At 41.6% G+C, this 15,430-nt stretch carries 16 protein-coding genes; 11 read left to right on the top strand and 5 right to left on the bottom strand.

What is annotated here, in order from left to right; all coding sequences use genetic code 11:
• The first annotated feature begins 48 nt into the window (after window positions 1–48).
• From serC to ACP14V_RS08685, 8 genes are all read left to right on the top strand, one after another.
• A complete protein-coding gene (gene serC, locus ACP14V_RS08650; RefSeq protein WP_272610195.1) occupies window positions 49–1,113 on the top strand; it encodes a 3-phosphoserine/phosphohydroxythreonine transaminase in 1,065 nt (354 codons plus the stop codon).
• Between the two features lie 35 nt (window positions 1,114–1,148).
• Window positions 1,149–1,484 (top strand): four helix bundle protein, encoded by a 336-nt coding sequence (locus ACP14V_RS08655; RefSeq protein ID WP_313791645.1) that lies wholly within the window; start codon window positions 1,149–1,151, stop codon window positions 1,482–1,484.
• A 25-nt stretch (window positions 1,485–1,509) separates the two neighbouring features.
• Window positions 1,510–2,463, top strand: coding sequence for a D-2-hydroxyacid dehydrogenase (locus tag ACP14V_RS08660; RefSeq protein WP_272610196.1), 954 nt, complete (start codon window positions 1,510–1,512; stop codon window positions 2,461–2,463).
• Window positions 2,464–2,539: 76 nt separating this feature from the next.
• Window positions 2,540–3,181 (top strand): DUF937 domain-containing protein, encoded by a 642-nt coding sequence (locus tag ACP14V_RS08665; protein ID WP_272610197.1) that lies wholly within the window; start codon window positions 2,540–2,542, stop codon window positions 3,179–3,181.
• 69 nt (window positions 3,182–3,250) lie between these two features.
• Entirely contained in the window at window positions 3,251–3,709 is a 459-nt protein-coding gene (locus tag ACP14V_RS08670; protein ID WP_272610198.1) for a DUF6146 family protein, read from the top strand.
• Between the two features lie 32 nt (window positions 3,710–3,741).
• The gene (locus ACP14V_RS08675) at window positions 3,742–4,257 is read left to right on the top strand and encodes a DUF6787 family protein (RefSeq protein ID WP_272610199.1); all 516 of its coding nucleotides are present in this window, start codon (window positions 3,742–3,744) and stop codon (window positions 4,255–4,257) included.
• Between the two features lie 54 nt (window positions 4,258–4,311).
• On the top strand, window positions 4,312–4,653 hold the full coding sequence (locus ACP14V_RS08680) for a hypothetical protein (RefSeq protein ID WP_272610200.1): 342 nt from the start codon (window positions 4,312–4,314) through the stop codon (window positions 4,651–4,653).
• 45 nt (window positions 4,654–4,698) lie between these two features.
• Window positions 4,699–6,975 carry a TonB-dependent receptor gene (locus tag ACP14V_RS08685; protein ID WP_272610201.1) on the top strand — a complete coding sequence of 759 codons (2,277 nt, stop codon included), beginning with the start codon at window positions 4,699–4,701 and terminating at the stop codon, window positions 6,973–6,975.
• Between the two features lie 37 nt (window positions 6,976–7,012).
• Here the strand turns inward: ACP14V_RS08685 and ACP14V_RS08690 are convergent, their stop codons facing one another.
• The 3 genes from ACP14V_RS08690 to msrA are packed head-to-tail and all read right to left on the bottom strand — an operon-like array spanning window position 7,013 to window position 8,505.
• Window positions 7,013–7,300: a hypothetical protein gene (locus ACP14V_RS08690; protein ID WP_136567153.1), complete on the bottom strand. Its 288-nt coding sequence runs from the start codon at window positions 7,298–7,300 to the stop codon at window positions 7,013–7,015.
• A 40-nt stretch (window positions 7,301–7,340) separates the two neighbouring features.
• Window positions 7,341–7,940 (bottom strand): GTP cyclohydrolase I FolE, encoded by a 600-nt coding sequence (gene folE / locus ACP14V_RS08695; protein ID WP_272610202.1) that lies wholly within the window; start codon window positions 7,938–7,940, stop codon window positions 7,341–7,343.
• Between the two features lie 4 nt (window positions 7,941–7,944).
• Window positions 7,945–8,505: a peptide-methionine (S)-S-oxide reductase MsrA gene (gene msrA, locus ACP14V_RS08700; RefSeq protein ID WP_272610203.1), complete on the bottom strand. Its 561-nt coding sequence runs from the start codon at window positions 8,503–8,505 to the stop codon at window positions 7,945–7,947.
• Window positions 8,506–8,656: 151 nt separating this feature from the next.
• Here msrA and ACP14V_RS08705 point away from each other — a divergent pair, with 151 nt between their 5' ends.
• Complete coding sequence (locus ACP14V_RS08705; protein WP_272610204.1) at window positions 8,657–9,319, top strand: ABC transporter ATP-binding protein; 663 nt, start codon at window positions 8,657–8,659, stop codon at window positions 9,317–9,319.
• A 3-nt stretch (window positions 9,320–9,322) separates the two neighbouring features.
• A complete protein-coding gene (locus ACP14V_RS08710) occupies window positions 9,323–10,087 on the top strand; it encodes a TIGR02757 family protein (RefSeq protein WP_272610205.1) in 765 nt (254 codons plus the stop codon).
• Window positions 10,088–10,102: 15 nt separating this feature from the next.
• Here ACP14V_RS08710 and ACP14V_RS08715 read toward each other — a convergent pair whose 3' ends face one another.
• Together ACP14V_RS08715 and ACP14V_RS08720 are read right to left on the bottom strand one after the other, a co-directional pair.
• Entirely contained in the window at window positions 10,103–11,839 is a 1,737-nt protein-coding gene (locus ACP14V_RS08715) for a cytochrome-c peroxidase (RefSeq protein ID WP_272610206.1), read from the bottom strand.
• Between the two features lie 186 nt (window positions 11,840–12,025).
• Window positions 12,026–13,645, bottom strand: a complete 1,620-nt coding sequence (locus ACP14V_RS08720) for a phosphatase (RefSeq protein ID WP_272610207.1) — start codon at window positions 13,643–13,645, stop codon at window positions 12,026–12,028.
• A gap of 239 nt (window positions 13,646–13,884) precedes the next feature.
• On the opposite strand from ACP14V_RS08720, the gene ACP14V_RS08725 reads away from it, so the two are divergent.
• The gene (locus tag ACP14V_RS08725) at window positions 13,885–15,372 is read left to right on the top strand and encodes a S10 family peptidase (RefSeq protein WP_272610208.1); all 1,488 of its coding nucleotides are present in this window, start codon (window positions 13,885–13,887) and stop codon (window positions 15,370–15,372) included.
• The last annotated feature ends 58 nt before the right edge of the window (window positions 15,373–15,430 follow it).

The raw sequence follows: 15,430 nt of genomic DNA on the forward strand, positions 1-15,430 counted from the left end.
TTTTTAGATCCAAGTTTTTTTTAGACCTTTACTCTTTAAAATAAGGGAATGAAAAAACACAATTTTAGTCCAGGACCTTGCATTTTGCCCAAGGAGGTCATGCAAAAAGCTTCCGAAGCCGTAGTGGAACTGGATGGTATCGGATTATCACTTATAGAAATATCGCACCGCAGCAAAGAGTTTGTGGCCATTATGGAAAAGGCCCGCTCCTTGGCCCTTGAACTAATGGGACTGGAAGGCAAAGGGTACCAAGCCTTATTCTTACAAGGGGGTGCCAGTATGCAGTTTTTAATGGCTGCCTATAATTTGCTTGATAATAAAGCCGGATATGTAAATACTGGAACTTGGAGTCAAAAAGCCATTAAAGAAGCTAAGCTTTTTGGTGAAATTGTGGAAGTGGCTTCCTCACAAGCGGAAAATTTTAACCATATCCCAAAGGGATATAGTATTCCTTCCGACTTGGATTATTTGCACCTTACCTCCAACAATACCATTTTTGGAACCCAGATCAAGGAATTTCCTAAAACAAATGTTCCATTGGTTTGCGACATGAGTTCGGATATTTTTTCCCGTCAACTCGATTTTTCCCAGTTTGACTTAATCTATGCAGGTGCCCAAAAGAACATGGGACCAGCCGGGACCACTCTTGTTGTGGTAAAAGAAGATGCTTTGGGCAAGGTTTCCCGAAAAATCCCATCTATGTTGGATTATTCGGTACATGCGAGTAAAGAGAGTATGTTCAACACACCTCCTGTATTTGCAGTATATGTATCTATGCTCACCATGCAATGGTTAAAAGATTTAGGCGGTATCGCAGCTATTGAGGAAATAAATGAACGAAAAGCCAATCTTATCTATTCTGAAATAGAATTGAACCCTGTATTCTCAGGTTTTGCAGCAAAGGAAGATCGTTCCATTATGAATGCCACCTTCAATATCACCGACGACGGATTGAAAGAAGTTTTTGATGGTATGTGCAAGGAAGCGGGTATCAGTGGAATTAATGGACATCGTTCCGTAGGAGGATATAGAGCTTCCATGTACAATGCACTGCCCTTGGAAAGTGTAGGTGTTCTGGTAGACATCATGAGCGAACTGGAGAAAAAAGGATAGATTAGTGTTAAGTTTTTAGTTCTAAATCCTAAATATTGATCGAAGAAAGAAGTTTTGAATTTTCGTTGCGCATCATCAAGTTGGTTAAAAATTTGAAGGAAAACAACGAGTATGTCTTCGCCGATCAATTATTGCGTTCATCCACCAGCATTGGAGCAAATGTAGCCGAAGCAGGTGCAGGTCAATCCAAAAAGGATTTCATTTCTAAAATGGCCATAGCTTCAAAAGAAGCACGTGAATCTAGATATTGGTTACGATTGATTCATAAAACCAATTTATCTGACCTTGATTTGAAAGAGTACTTGGAAGAAATAGAGCAAATCATCAAAATTTTGACCAAAATTGTCAAAACCAGCCAAGAAACTATTTAAAACTTAAGACTTATAATTTAAGCCTATGAATATTGTACTGGCCAATGATGGCTTAGCCCAATCGGGAATTGAGTTACTTCAAAAGGAAGGTTTTGAGGTAATTACTACCCGAGTGGCCCAAGAACAATTGGTAAATTTTATCAACACCAATTCAATCTCTGTTCTTTTGGTACGAAGTGCCACCGAAGTGCGAAAAGATTTGATAGATGCCTGTCCTGGACTACAGCTCATTGGCAGAGGTGGTGTGGGCATGGACAATATTGATGTGGATTATGCAAAGTCAAAAGGAGTTCATGTAATCAACACTCCGGAAGCATCATCGGCCTCCGTGGCAGAATTGGTCTTTGCCCATATGTTCAACGGAGCTCGATTTTTGCACGATTCCAATCGGAACATGCCCTTGGATGGCGATAGCCAATTCAAGCAACTCAAGAAAAGCTATGCTTCGGGGACAGAATTACGTGGAAAAACTCTTGGAATCATCGGTTTCGGCCGAATAGGGGAAGCTACCGCAAAAATGGCTTTGTCCTTGGGGATGAAAGTCCTGTTCCATGACCACCATACAGAAAAAGTTACTGTAACCCTTTCATTTTATGATGGTCAAGAGGTACAGTTCAAACTGCAGAACAGTTCGCTTGAGACCGTTTTAAAAAATGCTGATTTCGTAAGCATCCATGTTCCTTCCCAAAATGGATATGTCATCGGAAAAAAGGAATTGGCGCAAATGAAGCCTACCGCAGGTATCATCAATGCGTCTCGTGGCGGTATTTTGGATGAAGTGGCCCTGGTGGAAGCCTTGGATAATGACAAATTGGCCTTTGCCGGACTGGATGTGTATGAATCGGAACCCCAACCTGAAATAAAAATTTTAATGAATCCCAAGATATCGTTATCCCCACATATCGGGGCATCAACCCAAGAAGCGCAACAGCGTATTGGTTTGGAATTGGCACAACAGGTTATCAAATTGCTAAAATGATAGGTTTTTTCGCCTGAATGAAGGTTCAAAACCTACTTTTTTAGTACATTGTCTCTCTAACCTTAACACAAATACAATGTCAGGATTATTGGATTTACTGAATAGCCCCATGGGCAAGCAATTGATTAGTGGGGTGGCCGGACAAACTGGACAATCCGAGAATAAAACCGCCGATGTTTTAAGCATGGCCATGCCTTTGTTGATGGGAGCCATGAAAAAAAACACCTCTACCCCCGGTGGTGCCCAGGGCTTGATGAATGCGCTCTCTTCCAAACACGATGGGAGTATTTTGGATGATTTGGGTGGTCTTTTTGGTGGTGGAGTGGACCAGAATGTAATGGATGATGGTGCCGGAATCTTGGGGCATGTTTTTGGAGCAAAACAACCCCAAGTGGAAAACGCCCTGAGCAGCAAATCTGGTCTGGATGCTGGGACCATTTCACAAATCCTTAAAATTGCGGCCCCTATATTATTGGGGTATCTGGGAAAACAGACTCGTCAGCAGAATGTAAGCAGCCCTGATGGGCTAAACGGTCTCTTGGGTGGACTTATGGGTGGTGGTAGAAGCGCTACCAAGCAACAATCCCTTATTGAAACCTTTTTGGACTCCGATGGTGATGGAAGTGTCATTGATGACTTGGCTGGAATGGTGTTGAACAGTGGCGGACAGAAGAAAGGTGGTCTAGGCGGAATATTGGGTGGTCTTTTTGGTAAATAGTACCTTTCCTTAACGATATTTAACAAAGCTATTTGAATTTTCAAATGGCTTTTTTTGTACCTTAAACGTATGAAAAAGAGAATTTTATCCCTAGTTGTGGCCTTTGTTGCCACTTTTGGCTTTTTGGTGTCCTGCTCTGCACAAAAAGAAGCCTTGGATATTACTGCCGAAGAGCAAGCTGTTTTCAATTCGCAGGAAGAAAAAGAAGTAGAAATCAAGGATGAGGAAACTGAATATGAAATCATCATTATTGAACCAGGTTTCTATACATGGCTCATGAGCATAGCCAGACCAGAAGGGTATTATTCCCAACCTTTCTTGGAAAACAGAAACAATATTCTTGTCATGGAATGGAACAGGCGTGTAATGCAACCCATGAATTTCAATCCTAACCTTTACATGCTCCAAATCAATTATGACCCGAATATTGACTATGGATATGAGGTAAACTACAAACTTTATAATTACTTCGTTTATTTCCAACGGAAGTATAAACAACGTCTTGGTCCCTTTCTTCCAAGGATTTAAAACCGTATTTTTGCATCGGAACATTCTTGCCGATGAAAAAAATAAAGAACCGCTGGGAAATTCATAGCAACTGGCAACTTCTTTTCCCTTTTTTGGGCTTCGCCCTGGTTTTACTTACCGCCTACTGGATATCTAGACGTCTGTTGCACACCTTCGATTTTAATAATAGTCCCATGGAATGGGTTTTTACGATAGCCTCCACAATAGGATTGTATTTTCTGATGATACGTTTCTTCCTTTGGTGCTTTAAAAAATTGGAACATAAATGGAAGGTTTCCCATAAATGGGAAATGATTGCCATTTTTATTGTCTTTGCCATTACAGGAAGCCTTTCGGGGAAACTCGCCGGGCCATTGGTCGAATGGATGGGGCTTGGAGAAAATAACACCCATGGTGCTATCTATTGGACCGCACGTATTCTTTTGATATTCCCTGTTTATCAATTTATACTTATCATAATTGGATGGTTGTTTGGGCAGTTCAGATTCTTTTGGGAATTTGAAAAGAAAATGTTGAAGCGTATGGGATTAGGCTTTCTCTTTCCTTAGTTTTATGGTTTTGTTAACATAAAAAATGTTTTTGGATAAGTTACTTTGTCCAAGATGACCTCATTGCTTTCTAAACGTAGTATTGCTGTTGTTTCCTTTGTGCTGGCCTTGGGGATACTCACCCCGTCTGCATTAAAGCTTACACACCTTCTTTTTGAGCATTCCAAGGAAAAACGTTGTATTGCTGAAGGTACAAAGCACATTCATGAGGCGGATTTCCATTGTGAATTCCACGATTTCACCTTGGTATCCAAAGTATTTTTTGGTTCGTCTTATGAATACGTTGCTGTGGAAATGCCAATTATTGGTCATCAAAACAGTTTTTATACCTCTTTCTTTAAACCTTACCAAAAGGAATTTCTTGCCCTACGAGCCCCCCCTATAGTTTCATTATAGTTTTCGTTTCGAATTAACATATTCAATAACGTAGTAATTTTTATAATGAAACAATTATTCACGTCAATGCTTTTGGCATTGACACCATTTTATATAGTAGCACAGAGCACAGTTACAGGTAGCATAACAGATTCGGAAAATGGACAGACTTTGGAACAGGTGTCCGTATACATACCCCAATTGGAAAAAGGTGCGGTTACTGATACCAATGGTTCCTACACAATAGCAGGTCTTCCGGAAGGTTCTTACAAACTTGTGGTTGCCTACTTGGGTTATGAAACCCACTCCACAACCTTGCAGATTCACTCAGGCACCAATACTTTTAATTATGCAATGGTAGCATCGGCCATTGAGATTGATGAAGTTGTCCTATCTACTCCTTTTCATAAACTTCAACGTGAAAACGTAATGAAGGTGGAGCAAAAATCAATTGCTGAAATAAAAAGTGAAGGCGCAATTACCCTAGCCGAAGGAATTGCAACCATTCCCGGGGTAACCTCCGTTTCCACAGGGGTGGGAATAGGGAAACCGGTCATTCGCGGACTTAGCTTCAATCGGGTTTTGGTATATACCCAAGGGGTTCGTCTGGAAAATCAGCAATTTGGAGGCGAACATGGCCTCGGCATCAACGATGCCGGTATTTCAAGTGTAGAGGTTATCAAAGGTCCTGCCTCCCTGCTCTATGGTTCCGACGCTCTTGGAGGAGTTCTCTACTTAAATCCTGAAAGCTTTGAACTACCAAATCAGACTTCGGGCGACATCAACCTAAACTATTTTACCAATACACTAGGTTATGGGGCCAATGCTGGATTTAAGACCTCTGGTAACAAGTTTAAGTTTTTGGTCAGGGGCGCCTATGCCTCCAATGCAGATTATGAAACGGGTGATGGTACTGGGGTTACCAATTCCAGATTTAATGAAGCAGACATAAAAACTGGGGTCGCCTATCAAGCAACCAAGTTCAAAACAGAGCTACGATATAACTATAATGAATCCAATCTGGGCATTCCGGAGGAAATTGGCGTACAGGACAATGAACGGGATCCTTTATTGCCCAATCAAGAGATTGCTACCCATATTTTGAGTTCAAAAACTAATTTTTTCTTTAGAAAATCCAGCCTTGAGGCTACATTCGGGTATATTTTTAACGATAGAAAGGAATTTGAGGAACACCATGAGCATGAAGAAGGTGAAGAACATGAAGAGGAAGGGCACGAAGAAGAACATGAAGAGGGTGAGGAAGGTCCCTCTTTGGATATGGACTTGAGCACATTCAACTATAATATCCAGTTTAACCCTCAATGGGGTAGTATGACCACAATTTTTGGTGTACAGGGTATGCACCAAAAAAATGAAAATTTTGGGGAAGAAGTGCTGATTCCCAATGCTATCACCAATGATTTTGGGGTACTGGCCACATCACATATTCACTTTAACAAAAGTGACCTACAATTAGGGCTCCGGTATGATTTGAGGTCGATAAACGGGGAAGAAAGTGGTATTGTTGGGGATGAAGAATACATTCCAAGTTTGGACAAAAACTTCAACAGTTTCAATGCTGCGGTAGGGTATAGAGCCGATTTAACGGATAATATTTTGTTCCGTTTGAACTTGGCCACTGGATTTAGGGCTCCAAATTTATCCGAATTAACCTCGAACGGCTTACATAGTGGTGCCAATCGCGTGGAAATTGGAAACCCCGACTTGGATAGTGAGCAAAATGTGCAGGTAGATTTGGCCCTTGAATATGGGAACCAGCATATTGAAGTGTATGCCAACGCTTTTTATAACACGGTGAGCGATTATATCTATTTACAACCTACCGGTGAGTTTAGGGACGACAATCCTATCTATGTTTTCCAGCAACAAGATGCAAAATTGTATGGAGGTGAGTTTGGTTTTCACTTGCACCCGCATCCTTTGGATTGGCTTCATTTTGAAAGCAGTTTTGATATGGTATTCGGAGAACTGGAGGATAAGACAGACCTTCCTTTGATTCCGGCAAACCGGTGGAACAATACCCTACGGGTAGAATGGAACACGATTAAGGGAACAAAATCCAAAAGCTATGCTTTTGCTACGCTTCAATCCGTATTTGACCAGAATAAAGTGGCCACTTTTGAAACTAGTACGCCGGGTTACAGCCTATTCAATATGGGAATTGGTGGGGAATTAAAAATATTCAATCAACTTGTAGGGTACAAAATTAGTGGTAACAATCTTTTTGATAAGAATTATATCTCTCACCTATCCCGATTAAAAACCGATGGCATTGCCAATATGGGGAGGAATATTGCCTTTAACTTGAGTATCGGGCTTTAAAAAGAAGAATTCTATTTTTGAAGGGGCAACAGGTAATTTACTTGTTGCTCTTTTTTTTACTCAGAAGATAAGTGTAAATCCAAGTCAACGTGAAGGTAGGCACCACATCCATCCCGGGAATCAGCTCTTCAGCAAAGGTAATGAGACCGGCCGCTTGCCCTACTCTACCCTTGTAAAGCCTGGTCATAAGCCAACCTGCTATGGGAGCCCATATTACATCTGAAAATTCACCAATTCCTGGGATTGCGAACGAAAGCATTCCTATACCATCGAACAAAATCCCTAAAAGCAGGTTACGGTACTTGGGGTCTTTCTCTTCTGTCATCGTGGTAAAATAGAAAATCCAAATGAAATGGGAAAATGCCTTACGATAAATCTGAACTGATTAGTTTAAGAAACTCATTTCGCGTCTCAATTTTTTCAAACTGTCCCCTGAAACCAGATGTTGTAGTGACCGAATTTTGTTTTTGTACTCCTCGCATCATCATACACATATGGGCGGCTTCAATGACCACGGCCACACCTTTGGGCTTTAGTGTGTTGTTGATGCATTCCAAAATATCATGGGTCAAACGTTCCTGTACCTGCAATCGGCGGGCAAAAACATCCACTACACGGGGTATCTTGCTCAGTCCAACAATATGTCCATTGGGAATATACGCTATATGTGCCTTCCCAAAGAAAGGGAGCATATGGTGCTCACAAAGGGAATACACCTCAATATCCTTAATGATCACCATATCGTCATAACTCTCCGCGAACATGGCACTTTTAAGAATTTCCGTGGCATCTTGTTTGTATCCCTGGGTAAGGAAAAGCATAGCTTTTGCTGCACGTTCCGGTGTCTTTATAAGACCATCGCGTTCTGCATCTTCACCGATGTCTTCCACGATTTTAGCAAAGTGATCCTTTACTTCGTTGGTGATTTCTATGTTGTACTCTTCTAGGTTTCTGTATGGTGACATAAATTTAATTGGCGGTATTTAACTTATTTGAATAATAAGCATTCAATTTTTTGATCTTGGGATCTATGATAACCTGGCAATACGGTTGTTCCCTATGATCGTTATAGTAATTTTGATGTTCTACTTCAGCATTGTAAAAAGGTTTTTCTTCTGAAATTACAGTTACAATGGGGGAAGCAAAAATCTGTTCTTTTTCCAACAAAGCAATAAACTCTTCTGCTTTTTGTTTTTGTTCTTGGGACGTGTAAAAGATTTCACTGCGATATTGAGTGCCCACATCATTCCCTTGTCTGTTCAAGGTAGTTGGGTCATGAGTGGCAAAGAAAACCTCCAACAACTCAGAATAAGAGACTTTAGAAGGGTCAAAACTAATTTTGATAGCCTCGGCATGCCCAGTACGTCCTGTACAGATTTCCCGATAGGCTGGGTTCTTAATTGAGCCTCCCGTATAGCCAGGAACTACTTGTTCGACCCCATTTAACCGTTGAAAAACAGCTTCCGTACACCAAAAACAGCCGCCAGCAAATATGGCCTCTTCAAAATTTATATTGATTTGCTTATCCATGAAGTTTCAAAATTAGGTAAAGTTTAGTATCTCGCAATCTTGATAAAAAACTTATTTTCCCCTATCAGTCGGAAAGATGCCCAATAACTTAGCAAAAATTCCAATCTTTGCTTTTTAAGGAAGGTAATGCATTTTCCTAAAGAAGCAGTTCATGATCAAGGCTACAAATATTCAGAAGAAGTATGGGGACCTGAAGGTTCTCAAAGGAGTTGACCTAGAAATCAAAAAAGGGGAAGTGGTATCCATTGTTGGTGCTTCGGGTGCCGGAAAAACAACCTTGTTGCAAATTTTGGGCACTTTGGACTCTCCATCCAATACACAAGAAAGTAAGCTACTGATCAACGACACAGAAGTAACCCAACTGAACGACAAAAAACTGGCCCGCTTCCGCAATGAGCATATTGGCTTCATTTTTCAGTTTCACCAACTGTTGCCAGAGTTTACGGCTTTGGAAAATGTTTGTATCCCAGCTTTTATCAAAAAAACACCCAAGGAGGAAGCTGAAAAAAGGGCCATGGAACTCTTAGACTTTTTGGGTCTGAAGGACCGATATCACCATAAACCCAACGAGCTTTCAGGAGGGGAACAGCAACGTGTGGCCGTGGCACGCTCCCTTATGAACAATCCATCCGTGGTCCTGGCCGATGAGCCCAGTGGCAACCTCGATTCGGAAAGTGCGGACAATTTGCATAAACTATTTTTTAAGCTTCGGGACGAATTTGGACAAACCTTTGTATTGGTGACCCACAACCTTGAATTGGCCAACATGGCAGACAGGAAATTAACGATGGTGGACGGTTTGATTGTTTCTTAAAGCATGACCAAATCTGAGCTAAAGGATTTTTTGGACGAAAAAGTGGTGGAATACAACCACCCAAAATTTTTGGAGAGTGACCCCCTGCAGATTCCCCATCGTTTCCAAAAAAAGGAAGATATCGAAATCAGTGCATTTTTAACGGCCACCATTGCCTGGGGCAACCGAAAGAGCATTATCAACAATGCATCTAAATTGATGGAGCTGTTGGGCAATACACCCCACGATTTTGTAATGAACCATTCAGCTGGTGATTTGGCTATGCTTTCCCATTTTGTGCACCGTACATTTAACGGGGAGGACTTGGGCTACTTTGTAACCAGCCTGAAAAACATCTATGAAACGCACAATGGATTGGAATCGGTTTTTGCTATGGGCCAAGGACAGGATTCGCTACAATTGGCTATTTCAGATTTTAAAAAGGTTTTTTTTGAATTACCCCATCCTCGAAGGACCACAAAGCACATTTCAGACCCTATGAAAGGTTCTGCAGCCAAACGTATCAATATGTTTTTACGTTGGATGGTCCGCGACAACAACACTGGGGTCGACTTTGGCCTTTGGAAGCAATTACGGCCAAGCCAACTTTCCTGCCCGCTTGACGTGCATTCGGGCAATGTGGCCCGAAAGCTGAAACTGCTCAAACGCAAGCAAAACGATCCCAAAGCATTGGCCGAACTGGACAAAAACTTAAGAAAACTGGACGCATTGGACCCAGTAAAGTATGATTTTGCCCTTTTTGGTTTGGGGGTTTTCGAAAAGTTTTAGACCATACGCCCCTCTTTATTTTCCATCCATAAACTCTTTGTCCGTTAGTGTTTTCATAAAGGCTACCAATGCTTTTTGTTCACGATCACTCAGGTTCAGCGAATCCGGAGGTAAAGTCTGGTAGGGCACATCTAGTCCCATTCCCTGCCCTCCTCCAACATTATAGAACGTGATTACTTCTTCCAAGGTTTTATATACCCCATTGTGCATGTAGGGCCCGGTCAATTCTACATTGCGAACCGTTGCCGTTTTAAAGAAATTTCGTTTTTCTTCTACCTCATAGGGATAGTACATTCCGGGGTCATCATCCAAAACAGGATGTTCAAAGCTTGGATTTTTAGGTACTCCCAAGTTTTCAAACTCCGTTTCTGCATACTTGGGAGGTACTATTCCGTTAAAGGCTGGGGGGAAATGACAAGTGGCACAGGCTGCTTTTCCCATAAAAAGGTTGAAACCTAGCCTTTCTTCATGGGTCAGTGAATTTTCTGTTCCCTGCATATTTCGATCAAACTTGGAATTGAAGGGGGCAAGACTCCGAATATAAGTGGCAATGGCATGACGTACATTCAAATTAGTGATTTCGCATCCGTACAAACTGTCGAATGCCACTTTGTACAGATTGTTCTCCCTTACCTTTTTTTCAATAGTGTTCAAATCAATATGAAATTCATTTTCATCGTTGACCACATTTACAATTTGGTCTTCAAGACCATCGGCTCTACCATCATAAAACATTGTTGTCTGATATACTGCATATGACAAAGTAGGCGTATTACGTTGCAACTCAATTCCATTGATGCCCAAGGCTTTTGGATGTCCATCGGTAAATGCTTTTTCTTTGATATGGCATGTGGCACAACTTATATTGTCTGTACTGGAAAGCGTTCCATCATTAAACAATTGCTTTCCAAGAGCAATGCGTTCTGGGGTGATGGCCGGAGAGCCTGGTATAGAAAACTGTTTGATATTGAAAAAATCCCTATCGAAAAGATTAGTAGCAGTTGGATTCAAGGGTCGGGAGGTATTTAAGACAATGTTCCAATCTCTTGCAGTTGAGTTGACCAACTCCAATTGCCTGTTGGTACGGTTTTTAATGAAGGTGTAGCGGTCAAAATTGTCAAAATCCCCTGATTTTAAAGTTTCAATGGTCTTCTGAATTTCTGCGGACCAAAGATCCAACAACGCTTTATCCGTAAATGCCTCCTTATAAATATCCAAGATCTGGGCAATGGTTTCATAATTATAAATGGCCTCATTCAATGAATTGGCCAGCATGGGCGAATCAAAACCGGTAATGCCTTTTGTGGCAATATTGACAATGGCATCCCTAATCATCTTAAGATGATGCCGGTCTCTTTGGGTATATAGGATATGGTTTCTTCTCATATACGGAATACGGGCCTGTAAATAGCTTAATACCATGTCCAATTCCTGATTTGATATGGGTTCTTCTCCATATAAAAGCTCCTCCAAAACCTGATAACTCTTGGGTTTAAGTCTTTTAATGTCTGTGTAGTCATCAATTTCCACCTTGAGAAGATTGGGGGCATTCATAGATAGGTAATTTTCATAATCATAGGCAATTATCATAGGTTCGGCCCGCTTGTACCATTCCCTACTTTTAAGAAAATTTCTCTTGTTCTCTTCCAAACTTTTTATAGTGTCCATTTTTTGAATATAGTGTGTAGCACTGTCCAAGGTTTGGAAATAATGTACCCTTATATCTTCATTATAAAGGGATTCCTTATCCATTGACGTAGAACGATTTGTATTCCCTTCTTGCTTTTTGCATGATCCCAACGTCATAAAAAAGAATGAAAAGAGGATGGTGTATATTGGTAATCTCATAGGTGGATGAATTTAAAAGTGGAAACAAAAAGGTTCCCCGAAACAGGGAACCTCTTTATTTTAAAACTGTTATGATGCGAAATCAATAGATTATCTGGGAAGACCCGTTAATTTGAAAAGGAACGATCCTTCCAAAGTGGCCGCAGCCTCATCAATGGCAGTAGGATCCACAAACTTCTTTCCATCTGCCCTGTATGTCATAGGGTTATTACTGTCAAAAGACCAACCGTGTACTTGGGCCCCTCCGATAAAAGTAGGCTCAGAAGCTCCGATGATGTCGGTTACATCTATCATACCGGTAATTTCCCAATAAGAATCCGTATTACCAATACCGAGTCCAGCTGCAGCAACTTGGTTACACTCCATTACTTCCTTAAAAGTGCCTGTGGCGATATCATATTGCCACAATTTGGCATAACCTTGAATGTCTGCATTCTCATTAGCATATCCATTGGGATCTTCTTGAACATATACATAGTTCTCTGTAACAACAATATTATCGGGAGAGTGCATACCATCTCCTTTGCCACCCTCCAAATCACCATCAACAACAACGGTCAATTTTGCATCACCAATGGGGTTGTTGGGGTCAAGTTCCAGTTTGTATACTCTTCCAAAGGAAGTGCCTCTATTGGCCAAATCGGGGTTATCGGAACGTATTCTACCTGTAGCGTTGAAGAAAACCGTTCTGTTATTTTCGGTGGAACCTCTTCTCCAATCAATATCTTCAATTCTCTGGAATCCAATGGCAACGGAGTCAATGGCTTCTTGATTCAATTCGGCTAGGGTGCGCTCAGTCATCTCGACCCATTCCACATCGTATTCAACGTCTTCAGCCATCCCCATTTCAAACTTAAGACCTCCACCACCAATGGCAGTTTCTGTGGTATCCTTGCCTCTCAACACATAGAGTTTCCCACTGTAAAGATCACCCCTGTTGCCCACATACATACCAAAGTGTGCTTGGGGATATGTGTTGTTGCTATCATCGTCTCCCATAAAAACAACTGTTTGTGTAGGATAGGCATCTTTTCCAATGGCAACGGCATTTTCTGTAGCCCATTCACCAAGTGCGTGCAATCTTTCAGCCTCTACCCTATCATCTGGTGAGCGGAATGGATTGATTTTGTATACGCCTTTTGCATTTCCGCCCCATTCACCTCCAGAAAGGTAAAGTGGACCAAATCCATGCTCTTCAATAGTAATGGAAGAACCGGAACACATTGCTGTGAAAGCGGTAGCCGCAGAGTTTACAATGTAATCGCCTTCCAAGGGTTGCAAATCGGAGTTCATACGAATTCGGGCAACGGAATAATCGGCTTCCAAGTTGTTGATGAAGGCATATGTACCATCTTCATAAGGATACAATGCCGCTCCATCCATGTAGGCCCCATATACAAAAGTGGAATCGGATTCAAGGATATCTGCCGAGGACATGATCATTTCCAATTGGGCAGAGGTACTGAATTCCCCCTTGAGTTCAAATACAGTATTGGGGGTTACAGAACTGGTAAGTGGAACAAGTTCCGCTACGGTTAGGTCATCTCCGTCCTCCCCATCTTCACCATCCTGACCATTGGTTCCGTCCACACCATCAACACCATCTGTTCCATCGATGCCATTCTTTCCATCTTCCCCATCACAACTGGTAAGTCCGAATGCAACCACGGAAGAAAGCATTAATCCAAAGAATAATTTTTTCAAATTCATAAAGTCTAGTTTTAAGGTTATTTGTGTTTTATCAAAACTAGAGATGGACCTTTAGGATTGAGTTAGCCCTACATGTTGATTGGTTTATGCTTGTTTTAAATCAATGTTAAAATGTAAAGTTTAGGCAGGTTTTGTGTTTCGCATTCTTGAATTTAATGTTAAGACCTTATTTTTTGGGATGGTAAGGGTTCTTTTACCTAAAATACCTATTTTTAGTGCTAGACTAATTAACCTTAAAAATGAAAAAAATCTATCTCTTCCTGGGCATAGCCCTCTGTACCTCCCTTGTGATTGCCCAAAACCGAAAAATACCCGTAGATACAACCATTACAACCCAACATGCCGTTACCATAAACGGTATCAACATCAACTATACGGCCACTACGGGCACCCAGCCTGTATGGGACGAAATGGGGGAGCCTGTTGCGGCGCTTCATTACACTTACTATACACGGAACAATGTGAAAGATCGCGCAAGTCGTCCTTTGTTGATTTCTTTCAACGGAGGGCCTGGTTCCGGTTCAGTTTGGATGCATTTGGCCTACACAGGACCGCGAATCCTTAAGATCGATGATGAGGGATATCCCGTTCAACCCTATGGCGTAAAGGAAAATCCTTTTTCCGTATTGGATGTTACCGATATTGTTTATGTAAACCCTGCCAACACCGGGTATTCCAGGACCATTCCTGAAACGGGTGAGAAAGTGGATCGTGAAAGATTTTTTGGCATTAATGCAGATACGGCCTATTTGGCCGAATGGTTGAACACATTTGTGACTCGAAACAACCGATGGAGTTCCCCAAAATATATTGTAGGAGAAAGTTACGGTGGTACCCGGGTCATGGGGCTATCCTTGGCACTTCAGAACCAACAATGGATGTATTTGAACGGAGTTATCATGGTTTCTCCTGCCGATTATAAAGTTTTCCGTGACAACGACCCGGTTTCCAGTGCGCTAAACCTCCCCTATTTTGCCGCCACCGCATGGCATCATAAAGCACTTCCTTCAGCGTTACAGAGCAAAGACCTATTGGAGGTCCTGCCCGAAGTGGAAGATTATACCTTAAACACCTTGCTTCCAGCCATTGCAAAAGGTGGTTTTATTCCTGATGCGGAAAAGAAGGCCGTTGCCCAGAAAATGGCGTATTATACTGGTCTAAAGGAACAAGATATCCTAGATCATAACCTGGACGTTCCTACCCAGTTTTTCTGGAAAGCCCTGATGAAAGACAGAGGAGCCTACACGGTTGGCCGATTGGATAGCAGATACCTCGGGATAGATAGGCAGGTTTTTGGTGACAGTCCGGATTATTCCCCTGAACTGACGTCTTGGCTGCACAGCTTCACACCCGCCATAAACTACTATTTGCAGGAAGAGCTCAACTTTAAGACCGATATTAAGTACAACATGTTTGGGCCGGTACACCCATGGAACAATGATGATGATAATGTTAGAGAAAATCTTCGTCAGGCCATGGCCCAAAATCCATATTTGAATGTGTTGGTACAATCTGGCTATTACGATGGGGCCTGTACTTATTTTGCCGCAAAGTATACCATGTCTCAAATAGATCCCAGTGGTCGTATGAAAGACCGGTTTGAATTTAAAGGATACCGTTCCGGGCATATGATGTACCTAAGACGGGAAGATCTGCAAAAGGCCAATGATGATATTAGGGCGTTCATTATAAGGACACAGGCCAACGGAAAGAGTGCCAAATATTAAGAATCCTCTTAAAAACATTCAAAACGGTAAAGTTGGCTCAGGCTGATTTTACCGTTTT

The organism is Flagellimonas alvinocaridis (assembly GCF_965248585.1).
Taxonomy (GTDB): Bacteria; Bacteroidota; Bacteroidia; order Flavobacteriales; family Flavobacteriaceae; genus Flagellimonas; species Flagellimonas alvinocaridis.